Origin of the sequence: Pseudonocardia sp. EC080619-01 (assembly GCF_001420995.1) — a bacterium.
In the GTDB taxonomy this organism is placed as follows: Bacteria; Actinomycetota; Actinomycetes; order Mycobacteriales; family Pseudonocardiaceae; genus Pseudonocardia.
Genome location: NZ_CP012184.1, coordinates 177,015 through 196,440, shown reverse-complemented (window position 1 = coordinate 196,440; position 19,426 = coordinate 177,015). Strand labels below are relative to the sequence as shown.

The following is a 19,426-nucleotide window of genomic DNA, read 5'->3' as shown; positions in this document are numbered from 1 at the left end:
TGGTCTCCTCGCCGATCCCGCCGGGAGGCCCGGATGACCACCATGACGGAGCGCCCGCCGGGCGTGCCGGGGGCCGGCCCACCACACCTCGCCCCGCGGATCGGCCGGCTGCTCGCGACCGTCCCGGACGACGTCGACGGCGTCGTCCGGCACCTCGAGCGGCTGCAGGAGATGCTCGTCGAGGACCACGGCCGCCGCGACGGCGTCGCCGCCTTCAACCGGCTCCACCTGCGGATCACCCGGGACATCAGGGCCCAGCTCGACGACGACCACGTCCCCGGCAAGGACTTCCTGGCCCGGCTGGACGTCGAGCTCGCCCGCCGCTACCTGCAGGCGCTGCGGGCCTCGGTCGCCGGCGGCGTCCCGCCGCGCTCCTGGGCGGTGCTGGTCGACCGGCGGTCGCAGCGGCGGATCTCCCCGGTGCAGCTCGCCGTCGTCGGGGCGAACGCGCTGGTGAACCTCGACCTGCCGGCCGCGGTCGTCCGCACCTGCACGGTGCTGGGCCGCGGCGCGCCCGGAGCGGCCGAGCGGGCCGACTGCCGGGCCGTGCACGACGTCGTCACCCAGCACCTGGCCGCGCTCACCCGGGACGGCGCGAGCTGCTGCATCGCGATCGTGCTGCCCCGGGAGATCGCGTGGCGACAGGCCCTCGAACTGTGGGACCGGCGGTCACGCCCGACCGCCTACGAGCGCGAGCTGGACGCCCTGGACCGGCGCACCGCGCTCCTCGGACGGGGACTCCTGACACCGGGAGCCCTGACATGACACCCGCCCGTGTGGGGGACGGGCGGGTGTCGTGGTCACGACCGCCCGACGGCGGTGGCGGCGCGCTCGCCAGCGGCGCCGTGCTGGTGCTCGACGACCACCAGCTCGTCGGCACCTCGCTGGCGACGGCACTGCGCCGGGACGGCGAGGACGCGCACTTCGTCCCCGCGCACTCCGAGATCGACGTGCGGCGGGCCGTCGACGGCGTCGTCCCCGGCCTGCTCGTCCTCGACCTCGACCTCGACCTGGGCCGCGACGAACGGGGCCGCCGGGTCGACACGATCCCGCTGATCCCCGAGCTGCGCCGCGCGGGCTGGCGGATCCTGGTGCTCTCGGGGAGCTCCAACCCGCTGCGGATCGGCGCGGCCCTGCACCACGGGGGATTCACCTGGGTGCCGAAGTCGGCGGCGATGCCCACGCTCCTCGTGAACATCCGCGAGGCCCGCGCGGGCCGGTCGTTGCTGAAGCCGACCCAGCGCGAGGAGCTCGTCCGCCGGTACCTGGAGTGGGACGCCCGCCAGCAGTCGGTCCGGGGCCGGCTCGCGGCGCTGACCCGGCGCGAGCGGGAGGTGCTCGACCTCCTCGCCGGCGGGATGCGCGCGCAGGCCATCGCGAACCACTTCGTGGTGTCGCTGCCGACCGTCCGGACGCAGGTCAGGGCGGTGCTCGGGAAGCTCGAGGTGGGGTCGCAGCTGGAGGCCGTGGCGCTGGTGCGCAGCCTGGACCCGGGGGACGACACCCCCGGAGTCCCGGCGCCGGGGGTGAGGTAGTGTTGCTCTCGCTTCGCGAGGGGCGGCCGGGACGTGGCGCAGCTTGGTAGCGCACTTGACTGGGGGTCAAGGGGTCGCAGGTTCAAATCCTGTCGTCCCGACAGGCCGGAGGCCGGTATCCGAGAGCATCGGGTACCGGCCTTTACTCGTTTGACCTGTGGATTCGTGATCGTGCAGTGGTCCCTGGACGGTCCCCACGGCTGTCGCACCCGAAGTTTCGGCCAGTCCCGCGAACCGCTGAGTGACTAACTGAGTGTCTATGGGCGGGAGGCCGATGCGCCATGATCGTCGCTGTCGAGGGCCCCAGCGCCGCGGGGAAGACGACGTGGTGTGCGCGGTTCGGAGGGGATGCGGTGGTGCCGGAGTACGCCCCGACAGGGTGCGAGCCCGACGGTAAGGACTTGGAGGCCCAGGCGGCCTTCTGGGTCGGGGTGAACACGGGTCGATGGGTTGCGGCGAGGGTGATCGAGTCGGCGGGTGGTGTCGCGGTGTGCGACAGCGACCCGCTGAAGCTGCATTACAGCTGGTGTCTGGCGCGGATCGGAGCGGGTTCGATCGGGCGGTGGGAGCGTGAACTGCGCGCAGTGCACCGGGCGTTCGAGGCCGGTCAGCTGGGGTTCGCCGATCTCGTGCTGGTGCACGTCCCCGATCTGGCGACGTTGCGGGCGCGGAAGGCCGGCGACCGGACGAGATCGCGGCGCAGCTTCGAGCTGCACGCGCGGCTACGTGAGCCGTTGCAGGAGTGGTACCGAGCTGTGGACGGACTGGAGCCGAGGCGTGTGTGGTGGGGGCTGCCGGGGTCGGGCGTGCCGACGGGCATCGAGCCTCGCCAGGACCGGTCGGATCCCGCGCTGCTCGATGCCCTCGTCGACCTACTTCCCGGACTCACCACTGGGTGATCCGATGAACTAGCGGTCCACGACCGGGAAGATGTCGTCCATTGCTGTCGCGCCGTGTTCGAGAACGGGTCGGAGCTGCTGTCGGTACACGGCCTCGGTGATGCCCGTCCCGCTGTGCCCGACCAGCCGGGAGATGTCCTCCAGAGGCATCCCGGAGTCCGAGAGCAGCGAGACGAAGCTGTGCCGCATCTCCCGAGGTGTCCACTCGGCCGCGTGCAGGCCGGCGGCGGCTGCGATCTTGCGGAACGAGCGGCGGACGTTGTGCGCGTCCATCTCCGATACAGTGCGGGTGGCGAAGACGAGCGAGTCCAGTGCACTTTCAGCCCCGGGCCGTTTCGCGTGGTCACGGAGCACGGTGACGCAACGCTGTGGCATCCCAAGACGACGGCGGGACTTCCGCGTCTTGGTGTCTCCACCGATCCGCACCGATCTGACGACGGAGATCGACGGCGGGAGCGGCGGAGTTGCGTTCGGAGTCCCGTCGAGATCCACGTCGCCCCAGCGCAGTGCGCGCACTTCCTCGGTCCGAGCCCCGGTGAGAAGAGAGAGGACGATATACGCCCGCAGCGGACTGGACTCGGCGGCCTGAGAAAGCGCGGTCGCCTGATGGCACTCAGAAGGCGCGGGGGAGCGGGCTCGCCCCCGGGCTACCCCCGGAATTCAACGGCAGAAGCCGACGGCGGACCGTTACCGGTGGAGGGCGCGTCGGTGAGTCCGCGCAGTGCACGAGGGGCGACGGCGAACGTCGAGAGTCGCCGGAAGTAGTGGATCTTGTCTCCGCGGATTTCGAGTTGCCCGGTGGCATCTCGCTGCGCGCTGCCGCTTGGGTGAGTTGTCAGTGCCGGTAGGCGTGCAGTGCAGTCGACCTCCGCAGGGTCCTCGATGGGGGAACGGTTGGTGCGCAGCGTCTCGTCGAAGCTTCAGGTCTCGGGTCGGACGGTCCGCGTCCGGCCGTACTCGGCCAGTGCCGAGAAGGCTGCCTTTGGCTCCCATGGCATCCCTGGGTAGGCGTTGCCGGTGCGTCCGTCGGTAAGGGGCTTGACGATCCCGAAGCTTCCCAGGTCGAAGTCTTGCTCTGGCTGGTCGGAGGTCGGCAGGTGTCTGGAGGCGAAGGTGTACACGAACGCCGTGTCAACGCCTCCCGAGTCGTAGAGGTGGAGGAGATCCAGGAGGTAGGCGGCTTGTTCGGATTCGTTGCGCTCGACGGTCTCGGTGAGGTGCGTTGCGTGCCCTGTCCGGTCGTCGTAGCCGATGATGTCGCCCCGGCTGCCCCGATCGGCGGCTCCGGTGAAGGCTGCGCAACCGAACTCGGTCACTGCGAACGGTTTTCCGTGCGAGGTCATGGCGGCGAGGTTCGCGGGTAGGGTGTCGGTGTTGCCGGCATCGCGGTAACCCGCGTCGGTCGCGATGAAGTCGAATGGCGTCCAGTCCACTCCCTCCAGGGGGAGTGACGCGTAGCCGATGAGGCCTCCGAATCGCTCGCGTGCCCCCTCGACTGCTCGGGCCAGTAGTGCGTTGGTCCTGCGCTGCACTCCCGGGAGGATTTCGCGAACACGCGCCGGGTCTGCGAGTACCGCGGATCGTTCGGCCAGCGTCTGCCCGGGCATCAGGCCGATCGTCATGATGCTGATCTCCGAGCCGGTGAGGAACCGGATGTCCGCACCTTCCTGTCGGATGCGCTCCGCGCGCTCGGCTGCGTCCAGTAGGAATGCCAACAGCTCGTCGGTGGTCAGGTCATGGGTGAACGGGCAGTACCAGACCTCCAGGCCGACGGCTGCCGCGTGCCGCGCGGCGGTCTCCAGGCGGTCGGCGACTCCGCCGGTGATCCGTACGGCGTCGGCGAGAAGCTCTTCACGGATGATCCGCATGTCCTCGGCGACGACCGCGGGGTCGTACGGTTCGTGTGTCGTGCTTCCGCAGCTGGTGAAGCCGGTGTCGTAGGTGACGCCCCATGCTCGCATCGCAACCTCCATAAGGTACGAGCAGTACCGTAGCAGGTGGAGGTACGCTCCGTACCGTGACAGGGGGGCGGCGGCGCGGTGCGGAACTGGAGCAGGCGATCCTGCGTGCGGCCGCCGATGAACTCGTTGCTTCCGGCTACGCCGGTATGACGATGGACAAGGTCGCGCTGCGCGCCGGCACGAACAAGAACGCGATCTACCGGCGCTGGCCCGGGCGCGCTGCGCTCGGCGTCGCCGCCTACACATACGTGGCAGACGCTCACACTCCGGCCGCGGACACGGGAAATCTCCGCAGTGATGCCCTGGAGCTGCTGCGGCAGGTCAACTCGACCTGGTCCTCGCCTCGCGGGGAGATCCTGCGTGATCTCCTGGCCGCGGCCGCCGACGAGCCCGCGCTGCTGGAGCTGCTGCGCGAGCAGGCCGGAGGGGGCGCGCTGGACGCCGCCTGGGTGGCGATCGTGGACCAGGCGGTGGTGCGCGGCGAAGCTTCGCCGGAAGCCGTGCATCCGAGGGTGGCGGCGCTCCCTATGACGGTGTTGCGTGGCGAGTACGCCTTGCTCGGTGTTCCGGCCGTACCGGACGAGGTCCTGATAGAGATCATCGACGAGATCTTCATACCGCTCATCCGTGGACGGTGTCTTTACAAGTGCGGGCTGACGTAGGGGATCTCGTCTCCCCGGATCCAGGGCGCGGCACCGAGGTGACCACGGTCTGCTTGATCAACTGCCTGCGGACGCCCAGGGATGAGACGGGCACACTGGATGGGCATTACCCGCCCGTCTGCCTGACGCTCTGGTTTTTTCACACGGAAGAAGTCGTGATCGGGAACCGCAGTGCTCGGAGCGTGCAATTGGCGTGCAACTACCGGCGGTCAACCACGGTCAGCCGCGGGGTGCGCAGTCCGCTGTTTTTACAGGTCAGTGACGGAGAACGCCAGTCTTGCGAGGCCTTCCAAGCTGGGTGTCCAGGCGTTGGCCCGAGTGTCTAATGGAGTGGCGAGGTGCAGGTCCTCGCCACGCTCATCAGAAGTGGTGACTACTCGGCGGACGTCGTAACCATCGCTAGGCCACCCGCGACACGGTGTGCAGGCCCCCAGCGCATGGCGGTCGGTGTCGCGAACCGGGAGGCAACGATGGGTATCGGCCGCTACGTCCTTGCCGGCGTGATCGCTACTACTCTCGTGAGTGCCGCGTGCACCGCAGCGTCGGGTGCCGACCGAGTCGCTGCCGAGTCGACGACCCCGTTGGCGGTCAACCAGTCCGTACCTGCCGCCGCGCTGCTACCCCGTCTCGATGCGGGGTCGTCCAGCCTGAGTGCGACCGTGGCCGGAGCGATCGAGGCAGTCCGCAGGGAGGTTGACCGAGCTGCGGCGGCCGAGAAGAAGGCGGCCGAGGAGAAGGCGCAAGCGCAGGAGGCGGCCAGGCGCGGCCAAGTCCGACAGCCCACTGACAAGACTCGGGAGACGAGGAAGTCTGGGGGTAACTGCGCGCAGCGGGCGATCGCTGCCGGGAAGTTCGACCCGTCGTGCTCGGCCTACCAGGGATACCTGGACCCGGGCACGTTGGCTGGCCGTGCGCCGACCAGCGGTGAGATCCAGATGCAGTACGCGTGCGAGCAGGGGCTGGTTCCCAAGAGTGACTGTTGACGCGGTCCGATGTCGCGTCGGTCCCATCATGGGTCGACGGCCCGTCCTTAGAGGTCGCGCCGCGACCAGACTGTCCGTTGCACCGGTGATGCCTACGTGTTCGCGGAGTGATCGGGCCACGTGGTGAACGCCAGGCTCAGCCCGTCGTCGTGGTGGTGCGCGTGGAGCGCACTGACGAGCCTGGTCGCCAAGTGGCGAAGCAGCCGGTACCAATCCGGTACAAGCCAGCCCGACCAGTGACGTCAAACGACGACCCGTCTCGACCAGCGAATCAGCAGGTCGGCGGCCGGATTGGTGGTGTTTCGGGTGGTCGGCTTTTCCCCAGCGGCAGTACATGTCCAAGCATCGGTGGTCTCTTGGTTTGCCGGGACTCAAGCCGGAATCGGCCGTCGCGAAGTGCCGAACCCGGTGGGGCTTGGACTTCCAGCGGCATTGTGATCTGGGCTTTCAGGAAGACACATTCTTGGGATGTCATCGTCTCGTCCTTACAGGTGGCGGCTCACGGCGAGGGTGATGAGGACGAGTTGGGCCTGGGTGATTTCGGATGTGTCTTGCTGGGAGGTCGTGTCCGATGTGGTGGTGAGGTGGGCGAACACTGTGCTGGAGATCAGTAGATCGGCGGCCGCGGTGGCGGGATGTTCCGGTGTGCCTGCTGTGGTGAGGCGCTTGATGAGTGTGTCGCGGAGGGTGCGGACTGGCGGCTGGGGCCAGGGCATCGAGACCAGGACGGAGGCCAGTCCGGGGTGTTCGTCGAGTACGGTGTTCAGCCGTCGGGCGCTGTGGTCGAGTGCCGCGGACGCTTTCGTCAGACGAGGAGCATCCTCTGCGCTGTGGGGGTTCTGGCTCGTCTGGTTGGGCGAGTGAGTCGCTGCGGCGTCGGTGTGTCCGGGTTCCTCGTTGCCGGCGAAGGCATCGGCGATCATGGCTTCGAGGAACGCGTCGTGATTCGAGAAGTACCGGTAGAACGTCGAGTATCTGATCCCGACTTTCGTGGTGACCTGTCCGATGGAGAGCCCGTCGATGCCGACGTGCCAGCCTGCTTCCAGTAGTGCGGCGCGGCTGGTGATCGGCGGTCTGCCGGTGCGACGTTGCCGTCCCTGGCTGGGTACCGGATCGGGCTCGGGCATAGTTTCCGAGGGTAGCTCCGTTACACCGTGTTGATGCTGTGGGCTGCGTGATCGGCCGGAGTGTCTGCTGTGGACGAATCGCTGCGCGGAGAGTTGGCGCTGTGGAAGTGATGGAGGTGGAGGCGACGCTCGACGGTCGCCTCTGCCACCTCGAGGTGACCGATTCCGGCGGTGGCGGCGTATCTGCGCAGTCGTGCCAGCGCGTCGCGGCAACTGATACCCAGATGCGCTGAGATCATCCCGGTGGCTTGGTGGACTTCCGCCGGTTCGCACAGCGCGTCCAGGTCGGGCATGGCCTTGTGGCGCATGGGGGAGAGTTCCTCACGGTCGGGCATCGCTGTCAGCGTGGCTGTGTGCGTACTTCGCGACCGGGGTCCAGGGTCTGAGGGGAGGCTAACATTCCGGGGCGCGGAGCGTCAGCGTTGTCCGACGGACGACGCGTCCAAGGTGCCTGGTGGGCATCGTGGTCGCTGCGGCGGGGCCTGTGGTGGGTAAGGTCGCATCGGGTGTTACCGCCGGTATGGTGTACGCTGTGTGACTACATCGACGTTGATCTTCACGAATTCTCACGCTCTGTGCCCGTGTTGGCTGCCCCGAAGTCTGGTGGGGCCGCATGGGGGTGTCGGGAGGGGGCCTATGACGGCAACGATGAATGGGGCGGCCGGCGAGTCTCGCTCGGGCGTGGGTCAGCTCGCACCAAAAGGTCCCGAGGCGAAGGCGCACGGCTGTGTTTGTTCGGTGCTGGCCAACGCCGCGTATCGGGCCGGGGTTGATGATCACGCGTGCATCGATCCTCTGTGCGGGCTGCATGTCGCAGCCGGCGCGGCGACCGAGACCTGATCGGCATCACCTGAGAAGCCTGCGCTGAGAGTGGCTCATAGCCGCGATGGGGCGGGAGGGGTGGGGGCCGCGTCATCACACCCCGGACAGGTCGGGTGAGGTGACCTCACCTGGCCGGTAGCAGCGGTGCCCGTTGCGTGTTGTGAGGAGGGGGCTGGGGTGTTCGATCCCGAGGGACTGACTGCGGAGTTGCATCGGGAACTGGCCGGTGTGCGTGAGGACCGGCCGGTGGTCCGACACGCCATGGCCGCAACGATGCTGCGCCTGGGTGGGGACGTGCGGGTCGAGCAGACCCGTACGGTTCTGCGGGCCGAGCTGCGCGATCCCGAGGCCGCCTTTGCGCTACGCCGCCAGGTCGCCGCGATCTACGGTCGTCCCGTCGAGTCCGACGTTGTCACGACCACGGGTTGTTCGCTGCGCTACACGGTGTGTGTCACGGCGCCGGGCAGTGACCTGGCCCGAGTGCTGGGGCTGGTGGATCGGCGTGGTCGGGCCGTGGTGGGGTTGCCGCCGTCGGTGATCGCTGGCGGTCCGCTGGTGGCTCCGGGAATCTGGCGAGGTGCGGTGCTGGCCCGCGGCCGGATGGTGGCCTCGCACGGGCTGTTCCGGCTGCACGTCACGTGCCCGGAAGCGCTGGTTGCGTTGGCGTTGGTCGGGGCTGCGCGGTCGCTGGGGGTAGCCGCCGTGGCCCAGGAGACGTCGGTCGGACACCGGGTCGTGGTCAGCGACATCAGCGGGGTGAGCGCCCTGCTCCGGACAATCGGAGCACCGGCTGCCGCTGGCGCTGTTGAGAGATCGAAGAGGTCGGCACGGCCGTCGCCGACGCGCAACCCGGCGTTCGAGAGTGTGAATGCCCAGCGCGCGATGGTGGCGGCCGAGGCGACCGCGGCCCGCACCCGGTGGGCGTTGACGGTTCTGGGGCAACGGGTGCCGGAACACTTGCAGCAGATCGGCCGAATGCGGGTGGAGTACCCGACCCTGTCGCTGTCCGAGCTCGGTCACCTCGTCGATCCGCCGTTGAGCAAGGACGCCGTAGCCGGGCGGCTGCGTCGACTGTGTCGCCAGGCAGACGAACTCGTCGAACCGAGCACCGATCAGCCCTCGACAGCGGTCTGAGAACTGGCCGGTGCAGGCGGGGAGCGCGCATCGCGACGGGGCAGCCGTGCTGGGGTCCGGTCAGTTCCAGAGCACGGTGATCAGCAGCATGGCGACCACTAGCGTGCAACCCAGGACGAGCAGTATCAGCCATGCGGTGTATCCGCTGGCACGGGCCGGGGAATGCTCGGGCAGCTGGTCGCGGAGCCGGTGACGCCCATTAGTGAGGTCGGGTTGAATGACCTGCCGGTCAACTATGGGCCCGGTCGACTCGTTCGCGTTCATGTTCACGTCAGAGGCAACGATTCGGCCGGCGGATCGATAGGATCTGAAGCCGGATCGTGTTGTTCGGGGCGCACGCGCCTACGCACAGTTGGTGCACATGCGTCGGCATGTGCGGAACCGTCGGAGCGTGACGGGGCGACGCGCGCCGACCCGACTTGTCGACGGCACCCGATCTGTTGTCCAGCGCGTCGAGAGTGTTGTCGAGTACATCGAGTAGATATCGGCTTCTCGCTGCACGATCGGTTCCGGTGGGTGTCTGGGCGAAGCGGTGCAGCAGGGCGAGCGTGCGGCGGAACGAGTGGTGCGGGATCGCTCGGTAGGAGCGCGGATACGCGGCGTAGGTACGGCAGCCCAGGTGCAGTGCCCACAGCCACAGCAGCGAGGTGCCGACGTCCGCGCGGTCGCGGTGGAAGCGGATCATCGCCTGTGTGGCGTGGGCGATGACGGTTTCGGCCACAGCGGGAGTGGAGGGGCCGTAGCGAGCCAGGGCGGGTGCCCGGTGGGCGAGCATAGCGCGGGTGTCGTCGTCGACCTGGTCGTTGATGATGCGTGCCAGAGCGGCCAGAGCCCAGTGGGTGCAGGCAGGGTGGTCGGTGAACGGCCCGCCGGTCAGTACCGAGACGTACTCCATGACACACGCACCGTGTTCGGGGCGCTCGTGTCGACCCGGCCCAAGAACCGGTACTCCGTCCACGACAGACACGGGCGGGGGCATAGCTGTGTGTGGACGCGACATGGAGCCTCCCTGACCTGGTACGCCCGAGAATGCGTCCGAGTAGCGGTTGACGCAAGTCCTTGTGGCGCAGCGATCTCCTGTCGTCGCGGGTCGAACGACCGGACTCGTTGGAGGGCACCGCGGCTCCCGGAGGAGTGAACAACGGCGGTCGGGCTGGACAGGGACGGTGGCGATGCTGAAACCGTCTGTGCATGACGGCGATGCGCTCTCCGGTCCCGGAGACCGATGTGATCGCGGGGCGCTACATTCTCGCCACCCACATCGGTATCGGATCCACCGCGACGGTCTACCGTGCCTGGGATCCCGAAACCGATCGTGCGGTGGCGCTGAAACTCTTCGTCAATGGCTGCGACGTCACCGGCCTGAACCGGCAACGTCGCGAGCTGCGGGCGATGACCCACCTGCATCACCCGTCTCTGGTCCAACTCCACGGCGGAGGAGTCGACCACGGCCGCCCCTACCTGGTCTCGGACCTGGTCGAGGGCGAAACACTGGCAGAACGACTCTCCCGACGGCCACTGCCGCCTGAGCAGGCCTGCGGGATCGGCGCCGAGGTCGCCGGCGGGCTCGCCCACATTCACGCCCGGGGAGTTGTGCACCGCGACGTCAAACCGTCCAACATCCTGCTCTGCGCCCGTACCGGCCGCGCCCGGCTGACCGACTTCGGTATCGCACGTGTCATGGGCTATGCGTCCCTGACCCAGACCGGCACCATCCTCGGCACGGCCGCCTACCTGGCACCCGAACAGGCCAGCGGCGACTCGGTGAGCCCCGCCGCCGACGTCTACGCCCTCGGGCTGCTGCTGATCGAAGCACTCACCGGGCAGCGCGAATACCCCGGAACCCCCATCGAGTCCGCGGTGGCCCGGCTGCATCGCAGACCTCGCGTGCCCGCCACACTGCCCAGCTTCCTGCAGGAGGCTCTCCGGGCGGCGACCTACACCCGCCCCGACGACCGCATCCTCGCCGCAGACCTGTCCATCCGACTCGCCCACCGTCAGTGACACCAACCGACCGACTACCCAAAGGCGTACCTCCGTCGAGTGGTATCCCGAGCTCTCGGTGATCTGATGCGGCCGACCTGATCGATCTGGACGCTGAATGATTGGCCGTATCGGAGGAGTAACCGAACTGTCAGTAATATGTTCCCTCGATAGGCTTGCTCAGATTGAATCGATCCTGAACGACCGGAAACATGTCCAGCAGCTGGCATGGGCTCCCACCTATTCGATATGTCGGCAAGAGTGGGTCAGGCCCGTGCGGGTGTGACCGGGACACAACAGGAGAAACACTGTGTTGAAGAAGGCTGGAATGGTCGTCGCCGGATCCGTGGCGACGCTGCTGGCGGTCAGCCCGATGGCGTTCGCCGCCGACGGGGGTATCGACAAGGACGCCGACGGCCTGATCGCCGGGCTCAACGGCAACAACGTCGACGTGCCGGTCCAGGTCTGCAACAACAACGTCCCGGTCAACGTGCTGGGCGTGCAGGTCCCGGTCGAGGACGCCGCGGCGGGCAACGGCCTCACCGGCGCCCTGGGCATCCTCGGCGACGCCAAGTCGAAGTCGGGCGACTCGGTCACCGACCAGTCCGACAACTGCGCCCAGGCCGGCGGTGCCGGCGACAGCGTCGACTGATCACAGTCCACGCCACAACGGCGGCCCCTGCGACAACGAGTCCGGGGGCCGCTGTCGTCATCGCCCTGCGCCAGCTAGGCAGGCTCATCACGTCACGATCGCCGGCCGACGACCTCACATCCTCGATGCGGTGGCTACCGAGGTCCCGGAAGGCGTGATGGCTCCTGCTTGCCGCCGTCGCCGACGAGCACAACGCCCTCATGATCGTCCTCGGCGCCCGGCGCGGACTTGATGCCGCCTTCGGTCACTTGCTCGGTGGCGGTTCGGCTGCTGGTCCCGCGCCGCTGAGAGGTGGACTGTCGAGGGGCACGGGCCACGGTGGCCTGCCGGGCGTCTCAGCCCGCGTTCGGCGGCACATCCAGGCGCCGACATCGACCTAGTGATACCAACGACCGCACGGCGGGTCGCACGGTCATCGTCGCTGATTCCTGAACGACCACACGATGTTCCACAGTCAGGGATCTACTATGCGGGGATCGAGGCCTCGTCTGACTGCATCGGCCACCGCCTTCGTGACTGCCTCACCACGCTGGTCCCCGGCCAGGCCCGGCCACGGCATCGTCAGCGGCAGAGACTGTGCCAGTGCTTCGGCGCACCGGCGCAGAAGTGGCAACCGCACCTGGATCGAGGTGGGAGGTGATTCCAATGCGACCCTCAAGATCCCCGGGGCGACCAGCGTGCGGGCATCGAGCCCGGTCGGACGGATGACCGCTCCGTCGGCGAAGTTTTGGGCGATCAGCGCAGTTTGGACCGCCGGAGCGGACCCTTGACGGACGTCGATGACGACGTCGGCCAGATCGCTGGTCCGCTCGAGGGAGATGGTCTGTCGATCCTGGTCGCTCCAAAAAGTCTGGTGATAGAACCCGGCGAGCATCAGTAACGGCCCGAGATCAGGCATCAGGTGCGCGCCGGCCAGCAGGACCCGGCTCTCCAACGGTGTGCGTTCGGTACGGCGTAGGTGCGCCAAGGCTGAAGCACACAGCACCGTCATACTCGCCGCCTGCTCCGAGAGCACCAGGGGCAGGTCCGCACGTGCGTGGACCGCGTCGAGGAAGTCCGAGGGGACCCTGGTCCGGGTGAGGAAGACCGCGCGGTAGCGGCGCGGCAGTTTCTCGAGCGCGTCCAACAAGCCGGCGACGTCGAGGGAGCCGTCGGTCGAGGCGGGAAGAACGACCGGATCGGCCGCGAAACCTCCGAGGCCGGCCACGATCTCGGCGTCGGTGGCGAGCGCCTCGTTCAGCGATCGTCGGCTGGTGTGCTGGCTGTGACGGCTACCGTCGCTGACGACCGCGACCGCGGTACCGGTTTTGTCGGCCGGGCCGCCGATGCCGGAGCCGTCGGCGGAATCGGCCTCAGATTGGTTGGCTTCCACATCGCTCCGTGATGCTCATGGAGCAGACCGCAGTTCTTCGAGAAGTTCCGCCTGGTCCGAGTACATCCCGGTCAAGATCGACCGCGCGACCACCAAGAGCTGGGCGATCTCGGGACTGGTGATGGAGTAGTACACGGCGGACCCCTGCTTACGGGATCGAACGACACCGGCATGGCGGAGAACGGCGAGCTGCTGGGACAGAGACGCTGGCTCGATCGCGACATCGGCACGGAGCTCGGCCACCGCGTGCTCGCGCTGGCTGAGCAACTCCAACACCCGAATCCGGACCGGGTGTCCCAATGTCTTGAAGAACTCAGCTTTGACCTGATAGAGGGGGCGGCTCATCACCCCATCCTGCAGGCATGGAGGGGGATCGCGCCGCAGCCCGGCCGTGTCCAGACGAGTCACGTGCTTCACCACCCCCGCATTGCACTTGCAGACTTTCGCAAGTCTATAAGTTCGCATCCGGTGCGGCCACAGGGGGTCGGAAAGCTCCCGTTCGCCGTCAGGGCGGGTTCCCGTCCGCGTCAATCCGAGCCGCGTCCGCCCTGCTGGCTGCCCGTCCTGTGGCGCGCCGCGGGCACGCTAAGCGTGCTCCGCCCACCTGGGCTGTGCGCCCTCCTGCGGCCGTCCACCGCGGTGCCCGGCTAGGTTGAGCGGGTGAGCAACGAAGAGCTGCTGCGCCGCTACCAGGCAGGTGGCGGCCGGCTGGCTGCCTCGAACGCACAGGGGCTCGCCGTTCCCCCGACCTTGAAGACCGCCGTCGTGACGTGCATGGATGCCCGCATCGACGTCTTCGCCCTGTTCGGGCTCGCACTCGGCGAAGTACACGTGCTGCGTAACGCCGGAGGAGTGGTCACCGACGACATCGTGCGGTCGCTGGCCATCAGCCAGCGCAAGCTGGACACGCGCGACGTCGTCCTCGTCCAGCACTCCGGGTGTGGGCTGGCCACGTTCACCGACCACGAGTTCACCGAGGAGCTCGCCGAGGAGACCGGCCGCCGGCCTCAGTGGCGGACCCATGCCTTTGCCAGCCCGGTCATCAGCGTCCGGCGGGACATCGTGCAGCTGCGCCACGAGACCTTTCTCCATCCCGACACCGTCGTCCGAGGGTTCGTCCTCGACATCGAGCAGTTCACCCTCGAAGAGGTGTTCACGCAGTGAGTCGACCTGCCGGCCGCTCTGCCACACCCGACGCCGCTCACCAGGCGGCACTCCCGGTCGCTGATGTGCGAGGGACAGGGGTCTGAGGTGTTACCCGCGGTGTGTCGTCGTCTCTGTGACGACGACGGGGCCAGTTCGCGCCTCATGTCACGCTCGGTGCATACGAGAGGGCTCCAACAGAGTGGGTTGGTCGAGATGTCGGCCTCCGGGAGATCCATGACGTCCGCTACGACCTCGCCGCCGGCACGCAGAGTCCTGCGCCAGAAGCGCCGGGGGCCGGGTAGCCCGGTGGCGTAGGCGCAGGGTTGCGCCTGCTCGGTGTTGGCCAACACCGCCTATCGGGCCGGGGTCGACGACACGCCGTGTGTCGATCCGCTCTGCTGTCTGCACGGCGGCCCGGACATCTCAGAGGTCTGACTACCAAGCCGAGGACGTAAGACCGAGAGTTCCACGGGCCGTAGGGCCCACCAGCCACGATGACGCGGGACGAGTTGGGGGCCGCGCCATCACGCCCGGACGGGTGGGGTCATGTCGGGGGATGTGACCCCACCTGGGCCGGGCGGTCGATGCCCTCGTCCCCCTGGACGAACAGGAGGCGGGTGTGGTCGATCCTGAACAGCTAACGGTGGAGCTTCATCGTGAGGTGGCCGGTCTGCGAGACGATCGGCCTGCTGTCAGGCACGCGGCGGCAAGCCGGCATGGGCCGACCGTACAAGCCGCGCTGGACTGGATACTGAACCACGAGTGACCGGCGAACACTGCAGGTCTCGAATATCGCACCTGTGCCAGTCAACGGGCGCTGGCTTCGTTCCATGCAATTGGCGTGCAACTAGTGGCAGACAACGACGGTCAGCCGAGGCTCAGTGCGCCTGTGGTTCCTCCTGCTCAGTGTCGACGAGCGCTGGTTCGGTGAGGCCTTCCAAACTGGCTACGTTCGCAGCAACGTTCTGCGGTCCTGATCCCCTCCTGGGATCGGCGCTGTGGTTCGCTACGAATGCGGGGGCTGTGGGGCGCTACTGGAGCGCGACGATCAACGCTGCGGACAGTGCACAGCCCTAACCGAGCGATCTACGCCGACGTCGACGCCGCCGTCGGCCTGGATACGCGAATCAACACGCAGGCCCGGTACGGGGCGCCCGGTCAGATTAGGCCACACCGCAGGACCTACGACGAGATCCGGTCGAGTCATGATCGGCACCGTGTGGAAAGACGGATCATGATCACAGACAACGAGAACGACTACTATTTGCAGGAGTGGCGAACCCTAGACACTGACCAGGTCACCTGGCGTAAGGAAGGCAAGCTGAGCGACCCAGCGCTCCACGGAGAGTCTGCTCGTCGCTCGGAGCCGCCCCCTGCCAGAGTGAGTGACTAACTGAGTGACAACCGCACTAGCGATCGCCGGACGTCGACGGATGTCACCGGACGGTTGACCAGCACGGAGTCTGCGCTCAGCGCAGCTCTAAGACCCGCCGCCGGTGCCTGGGGTCAAGGGGTCGCAGGTTCAAATCCTGTCGTCCCGACAGGCCGTACGACAGCCCGTTGATCTGGACATGTTCCAGGTCAACGGGCTGTTTCGTTCTCCGGGTGGACGACACCGTGTGGCTCAGCGCCGGTTCCGCTCGGCGAGCTCCTTGAAGTTCAGCAGCTGCCGTCGGGCCATGACAAGGTCGCCGACGGACAGCCCGACGCCCACCCAGCGGTTGACGTTCATGACGACCTTGAGGAGCAGGCGCGTCGTGTCGTGGTCGTGTGGCACGAGCACATAGGACATGACGGCGCCGATGACGGTGCCGGTCAGCTGTCTCCCCGGATCGACCGACACGATCCGGCCCATTCCCCGCCCACCGGCGGTGGTGAACCGTTCTCCGGCGCGGGGGTCGGGAAGGCCCACCAGCTCGCGGGGCGAGCGCCGGCCCAGGTTGTCGATCCAGTCGTACGAGTACGGCGCCAGCCTGACCTGCGCGACCCACGGCCACAGAGCCTCGGCGGGCGCGTCGACGGTCACGCCCCGCCACACCTGCACCGTGGGGGAGGCGACGACGTCGTCGCACGGGTAGGGGCGTGCGACCTCGTGGTCGCTCACACCCCACCGGTCACCGAGCATGCCCCGATCCTGCACCATCGTCGCCGTCCGACGGGCGGGCGCGCTCCGCCCGGGCCGCGGGCTGGGCCCGCCCCGCCGCGCCCCGTCGCGCAGGACGGCGAAGCGCTCGTCCTCGCGTCACGGACGGGTACGCAGCAGCGACGCGGCGAGCAGGGCGACCTCGACCTGCAGCCGGTCGTCGCCGAGCGGCCGGCCCCGCAGGTCCTCGGCCTTGCGCACCCGGTAGTGCACCGTGTTCTTGTGCAGGTGCAGCCGGCCGGCTGCCTGCGTGTAGCTGCCCCCGGAGGCGAGGAAGACCCGCAGCGTCTCCCGCACCTGGTCGACACCGGGCTCGTCGGAGTCCAGATCGGACAGTACGCGGGCGACCCAGCGGCGCAGGTCCTCGGTCCGTTCGGTGAGCAGGGCCGGGATGGCGACGTCGTCGAACTCCGTCACCGGCGGGGTGAGGACGGAGTTCTCGACGACCGCCCGGGCCCGGACCGCCTCGGCGAGCGACCCGCGGAACCCCGACAGGCCGGCCGCGGGCGCTCCGAGCGCGACACACACGTCGCCCGGCATCCGGGCACGGAGGAGCTCGACGTCGAGCGCCGGTGCGGTCGGTCCGGAGTGCCACGCCCACAGCGTGCGGCTGTCGGCCAGCACCGTCAGAGGGGGCCGCCCCGCCGCGTCGTGCAGCAGGCGGGCACCGGCCTGGAGCAGCCCGTCGTCGTCCGCGGCGTCCGTCGGCCCCGACACCCAGAGCACGGCCGCCCGGTGCCAGCCGCGCACCGGCAGCCCCAGCAGCTCGTCGGCGGCGCTGTCCGAGAGCGGATCGGTGTCGAGGACCATCCGGATCCTGGCTGCCAGGCCGGCGCCGGAGCGGGTGCTCCACCGGCGCCGCTCGGTCTCGTAGATGTCGATCAGCCCTTCGACCACCTGGTCGATGTAGCGGTTGGTGCGCTCGGACAGCGACGCCACCGCGGCCAGGACGACGTCCGGGTCGCGTCGATCGCCCCGGCGCAGCGAGTCGAGCGCCCACTGCCCGAACCGGTGCTCGCCGAGCCGGTAGGCGCGCAGCAGGGCCTCCAGGGACAGCTCGTGCTGGGCGAAGCGGCGCGCGTACTCCGCCGCCGCCGGCGGGACCGCGATCTGCTCGACCGGGATCGCGTGCGCCAGGAGGTCCACGATGCCCACCAGGTTCGCCGAGGTGCTGGCGACCATCAGCTGCCGCACGGCCTCGTCGTGCCGGAACTCCGGGATCATCTCGACGAACCAGTCGGTGAGCTCGACGGTGAGTTCCGGCAACCGGGCGTCGATGTCACGGGCGACGGTCGCCACGACGTCGTCGACGTGGGCGGACATGCCGCCGAACCTATAGCGCCCGACGACCGCGACCGACACCACCCGCGACGTTCACCTGTCCGGGGCCGGGCTTGTGCCGTGCGCACAACGGCGGTCCGCGACTTCATGACGTGCGCCCATGGTGACCGTCACACCGCGGTCCTACCTTTCCTCCACCCGACAACGACCGTCCGGAGGATGGCCCCGATGCACATCGCCGTGCTTCCGCAGGAACGGGCAAGGACCGCACCGCACTCACCGTGCGTCGCCGACGACGCCCGGGCGCTCGACAACTCCGCGTTCGCGCACGCGGTCCTCGGCGCGGCGGCGGCGCTCCGTTCCGCGGGCGTGGCACGCGGCGACGTCGTCGCCGTGATGCTGGCGAACCGGGTGGAGTTCGTGGTGACGCTGTTCGCCGCGTGGCACCTCGGCGCCGTCGTCACCCCGGTGAACCCCGCCCTGACCACCGACGAGGCCGGCTTCCAGATCACCGACGCCGGCGCGGGCGTCGTCGTGGGGGAGCGGGCCGCCTCGGACCTGGTGACGCTGGACGTCGCCGAGCTCGACGCCGATCCGGACACCGCTCCCGCGCCCTCCACGGTGGAACCGGACGGGCTCGCGCTGCTGATCTACACCAGCGGGACCACCGGGCGTCCCAAGGGCGTGATGCTCGACCACACGAACGTCGGGGTCATGTGCGAGACGATCGTCGCCGCCCTCGGGCTGGACGGCTCGGACCACAGCCTGCTGGTCCTGCCGCTGTTCCACGTGAACGGGATCGTCGTCTCGGTGCTGTCGCCGTTGCTCGCCGGCGGGTGCGCGTCGATCGTCGGCCGGTTCCGCGCCGGCTCCTTCGCCGCCGAGCTGGAGCGCGTCCGTCCGACCTACTTCTCCGCGGTCCCCGCGATCTACGCCATGCTCGTGGCGCTGCCGCGCGAGGTGCAGCCGGACACGAGCTCGTTGCGCCGGGTGATCTGCGGCGCCGCACCGATGCCTGCCGGGCTCATCGCCCGGTTCGAGCAGCGCTTCGGGGTCCCCGTGATCGAGGGGTACGGCCTGTCCGAGGCGACCTGCGCCTCGACGCTCAACCCCCCGTCCGGACCGCGCAAGCCGGGGACGGTCGGCCTGCCGCTGCCCGGGCAGCGGATCGCGCTGGTCGACGCCACCGGAGCCGTCGTCACCGACGGGCCGGGGGAGGTGGTGATCTCCGGGCCCACCGTCATGCGCGGCTACCTGAACCGTCCGGAGGAGACCGCAGCGACGATCAGGAACGGGTGGCTGCACACCGGTGACGTCGGGCGGTTCGACGACGACGGCCATCTCGTCCTCGTGGACCGGATCAAGGACATGATCATCCGTGGTGGGGAGAACCTCTACCCCAAGGAGATCGAGAACGCGCTGCACGCGCACCCGGCGGTGAACGAGGCGGCGGTCGTCGGTGCACCGGACCCGGTCCTCGGCGAGGTCCCGGTGGCCCACGTCGCCCTGCTCCCCGGGAGCTCGGCGACACCCGACGACCTGACCGCGCACTGTGCCGGCCGGCTGGCCCGGACCAAGGTCCCGGCGCGCATCACGATCGTCGGGTCCCTGCCGAGGAACCCGGTCGGAAAGATCGACAAACCGGCGTTGCGCCGGATACCCGAACCGGCCGGCTGACCCGCTCGGCCCCACCTCCTCCGCCCGCGGACCCGACGGTCCGGCGGGC

At 68.8% G+C, this 19,426-nt stretch carries 21 protein-coding genes and 1 tRNA gene; 12 read left to right on the top strand and 10 right to left on the bottom strand.

Annotation, left to right across the window (positions count from 1 at the left end; all coding sequences use genetic code 11):
* The first annotated feature begins 33 nt into the window (after positions 1-33).
* The 4 genes from AD017_RS00905 (at position 34) to AD017_RS00890 (ending at position 2,434) form a co-directional block, all read left to right on the top strand.
* Positions 34-765, top strand: coding sequence for a DUF5995 family protein (locus AD017_RS00905; protein WP_060572317.1), 732 nt, complete (start codon positions 34-36; stop codon positions 763-765).
* Positions 762-1,535 carry a LuxR C-terminal-related transcriptional regulator gene (locus AD017_RS00900; protein WP_227012626.1) on the top strand — a complete coding sequence of 258 codons (774 nt, stop codon included), beginning with the start codon at positions 762-764 and terminating at the stop codon, positions 1,533-1,535. Before AD017_RS00905 ends, AD017_RS00900 begins: the two co-directional genes overlap by 4 nt.
* A gap of 27 nt (positions 1,536-1,562) precedes the next feature.
* Positions 1,563-1,636: transfer RNA gene (locus AD017_RS00895), tRNA-Pro, on the top strand.
* A 387-nt stretch (positions 1,637-2,023) separates the two neighbouring features.
* Positions 2,024-2,434: a hypothetical protein gene (locus AD017_RS00890; RefSeq protein WP_202968962.1), complete on the top strand. Its 411-nt coding sequence runs from the start codon at positions 2,024-2,026 to the stop codon at positions 2,432-2,434.
* A gap of 9 nt (positions 2,435-2,443) precedes the next feature.
* On the opposite strand, the gene AD017_RS00885 is transcribed toward AD017_RS00890, so the two are convergent.
* On the bottom strand, positions 2,444-2,989 hold the full coding sequence (locus AD017_RS00885) for a site-specific integrase (protein ID WP_238592049.1): 546 nt from the start codon (positions 2,987-2,989) through the stop codon (positions 2,444-2,446).
* A gap of 365 nt (positions 2,990-3,354) precedes the next feature.
* The gene (locus AD017_RS00880; protein ID WP_060572310.1) at positions 3,355-4,395 is read right to left on the bottom strand and encodes a hypothetical protein; all 1,041 of its coding nucleotides are present in this window, start codon (positions 4,393-4,395) and stop codon (positions 3,355-3,357) included.
* Positions 4,396-4,451: 56 nt separating this feature from the next.
* On the opposite strand from AD017_RS00880, the gene AD017_RS00875 reads away from it, so the two are divergent.
* Both AD017_RS00875 and AD017_RS00870 read left to right on the top strand, forming a co-directional pair.
* Complete coding sequence (locus AD017_RS00875; protein WP_060572307.1) at positions 4,452-5,057, top strand: TetR/AcrR family transcriptional regulator; 606 nt, start codon at positions 4,452-4,454, stop codon at positions 5,055-5,057.
* A 338-nt stretch (positions 5,058-5,395) separates the two neighbouring features.
* Positions 5,396-6,040 carry a hypothetical protein gene (locus tag AD017_RS00870; protein ID WP_060572305.1) on the top strand — a complete coding sequence of 215 codons (645 nt, stop codon included), beginning with the start codon at positions 5,396-5,398 and terminating at the stop codon, positions 6,038-6,040.
* A gap of 485 nt (positions 6,041-6,525) precedes the next feature.
* Here AD017_RS00870 and AD017_RS00865 read toward each other — a convergent pair whose 3' ends face one another.
* Together AD017_RS00865 and AD017_RS00860 are read right to left on the bottom strand one after the other, a co-directional pair.
* Positions 6,526-7,167: a TetR/AcrR family transcriptional regulator gene (locus AD017_RS00865; protein WP_060572302.1), complete on the bottom strand. Its 642-nt coding sequence runs from the start codon at positions 7,165-7,167 to the stop codon at positions 6,526-6,528.
* Positions 7,168-7,187: 20 nt separating this feature from the next.
* On the bottom strand, positions 7,188-7,502 hold the full coding sequence (locus AD017_RS00860) for an ANTAR domain-containing protein (protein ID WP_145982616.1): 315 nt from the start codon (positions 7,500-7,502) through the stop codon (positions 7,188-7,190).
* A 301-nt stretch (positions 7,503-7,803) separates the two neighbouring features.
* Here AD017_RS00860 and AD017_RS34240 point away from each other — a divergent pair, with 301 nt between their 5' ends.
* Entirely contained in the window at positions 7,804-8,007 is a 204-nt protein-coding gene (locus AD017_RS34240; RefSeq protein ID WP_145982615.1) for a hypothetical protein, read from the top strand.
* Positions 8,008-8,166: 159 nt separating this feature from the next.
* Entirely contained in the window at positions 8,167-9,123 is a 957-nt protein-coding gene (gene whiA, locus AD017_RS00855) for a DNA-binding protein WhiA (RefSeq protein WP_060572297.1), read from the top strand.
* Positions 9,124-9,183: 60 nt separating this feature from the next.
* On the opposite strand, the gene AD017_RS00850 is transcribed toward whiA, so the two are convergent.
* Positions 9,184-9,387, bottom strand: a complete 204-nt coding sequence (locus tag AD017_RS00850) for a hypothetical protein (protein ID WP_145982614.1) — start codon at positions 9,385-9,387, stop codon at positions 9,184-9,186.
* Positions 9,388-9,394: 7 nt separating this feature from the next.
* Positions 9,395-10,018, bottom strand: a complete 624-nt coding sequence (locus AD017_RS00845; protein ID WP_060572293.1) for a hypothetical protein — start codon at positions 10,016-10,018, stop codon at positions 9,395-9,397.
* 296 nt (positions 10,019-10,314) lie between these two features.
* Here AD017_RS00845 and AD017_RS00840 point away from each other — a divergent pair, with 296 nt between their 5' ends.
* A complete protein-coding gene (locus AD017_RS00840; protein ID WP_060572291.1) occupies positions 10,315-11,127 on the top strand; it encodes a serine/threonine-protein kinase in 813 nt (270 codons plus the stop codon).
* A 289-nt stretch (positions 11,128-11,416) separates the two neighbouring features.
* A complete protein-coding gene (locus tag AD017_RS00835; RefSeq protein WP_075294933.1) occupies positions 11,417-11,758 on the top strand; it encodes a hypothetical protein in 342 nt (113 codons plus the stop codon).
* A gap of 454 nt (positions 11,759-12,212) precedes the next feature.
* Here the strand turns inward: AD017_RS00835 and AD017_RS00830 are convergent, their stop codons facing one another.
* Both AD017_RS00830 and AD017_RS00825 read right to left on the bottom strand, forming a co-directional pair.
* A complete protein-coding gene (locus AD017_RS00830; RefSeq protein WP_060572287.1) occupies positions 12,213-13,130 on the bottom strand; it encodes a hypothetical protein in 918 nt (305 codons plus the stop codon).
* Positions 13,131-13,145: 15 nt separating this feature from the next.
* Positions 13,146-13,475 (bottom strand): helix-turn-helix transcriptional regulator, encoded by a 330-nt coding sequence (locus AD017_RS00825; protein WP_060572285.1) that lies wholly within the window; start codon positions 13,473-13,475, stop codon positions 13,146-13,148.
* Positions 13,476-13,790: 315 nt separating this feature from the next.
* Between AD017_RS00825 and AD017_RS00820 the strand changes: the two genes are divergently transcribed.
* Positions 13,791-14,294, top strand: coding sequence for a carbonic anhydrase (locus AD017_RS00820; RefSeq protein WP_060572284.1), 504 nt, complete (start codon positions 13,791-13,793; stop codon positions 14,292-14,294).
* A gap of 1,606 nt (positions 14,295-15,900) precedes the next feature.
* On the opposite strand, the gene AD017_RS00810 is transcribed toward AD017_RS00820, so the two are convergent.
* Positions 15,901-16,401, bottom strand: a complete 501-nt coding sequence (locus AD017_RS00810; protein ID WP_060572280.1) for a polyketide cyclase — start codon at positions 16,399-16,401, stop codon at positions 15,901-15,903.
* A 117-nt stretch (positions 16,402-16,518) separates the two neighbouring features.
* Entirely contained in the window at positions 16,519-17,742 is a 1,224-nt protein-coding gene (locus AD017_RS00805; RefSeq protein ID WP_060576165.1) for a CdaR family transcriptional regulator, read from the bottom strand.
* Positions 17,743-17,919: 177 nt separating this feature from the next.
* On the opposite strand from AD017_RS00805, the gene AD017_RS00800 reads away from it, so the two are divergent.
* On the top strand, positions 17,920-19,377 hold the full coding sequence (locus AD017_RS00800; protein WP_349675485.1) for an AMP-binding protein: 1,458 nt from the start codon (positions 17,920-17,922) through the stop codon (positions 19,375-19,377).
* The last annotated feature ends 49 nt before the right edge of the window (positions 19,378-19,426 follow it).

Coding starts and splice junctions, on each gene's coding strand:
- AD017_RS00905 (WP_060572317.1), top strand. CDS start 34: ATGACCACCATGACGGAGCGCCCGCCGGGCGTGCCGGGGGCCGGCCCA.
- AD017_RS00900 (WP_227012626.1), top strand. CDS start 762: ATGACACCCGCCCGTGTGGGGGACGGGCGGGTGTCGTGGTCACGACCG.
- AD017_RS00880 (WP_060572310.1), bottom strand. CDS start 4,395: ATGCGAGCATGGGGCGTCACCTACGACACCGGCTTCACCAGCTGCGGA.
- AD017_RS00865 (WP_060572302.1), bottom strand. CDS start 7,167: ATGCCCGAGCCCGATCCGGTACCCAGCCAGGGACGGCAACGTCGCACC.
- AD017_RS00860 (WP_145982616.1), bottom strand. CDS start 7,502: ATGCCCGACCGTGAGGAACTCTCCCCCATGCGCCACAAGGCCATGCCC.
- AD017_RS34240 (WP_145982615.1), top strand. CDS start 7,804: ATGACGGCAACGATGAATGGGGCGGCCGGCGAGTCTCGCTCGGGCGTG.
- AD017_RS00850 (WP_145982614.1), bottom strand. CDS start 9,387: ATGAACGCGAACGAGTCGACCGGGCCCATAGTTGACCGGCAGGTCATT.
- AD017_RS00845 (WP_060572293.1), bottom strand. CDS start 10,018: ATGGAGTACGTCTCGGTACTGACCGGCGGGCCGTTCACCGACCACCCT.
- AD017_RS00840 (WP_060572291.1), top strand. CDS start 10,315: ATGACGGCGATGCGCTCTCCGGTCCCGGAGACCGATGTGATCGCGGGG.
- AD017_RS00825 (WP_060572285.1), bottom strand. CDS start 13,475: ATGAGCCGCCCCCTCTATCAGGTCAAAGCTGAGTTCTTCAAGACATTG.
- AD017_RS00810 (WP_060572280.1), bottom strand. CDS start 16,401: ATGCTCGGTGACCGGTGGGGTGTGAGCGACCACGAGGTCGCACGCCCC.
- AD017_RS00805 (WP_060576165.1), bottom strand. CDS start 17,742: ATGTCCGCCCACGTCGACGACGTCGTGGCGACCGTCGCCCGTGACATC.
- AD017_RS00800 (WP_349675485.1), top strand. CDS start 17,920: ATGGCCCCGATGCACATCGCCGTGCTTCCGCAGGAACGGGCAAGGACC.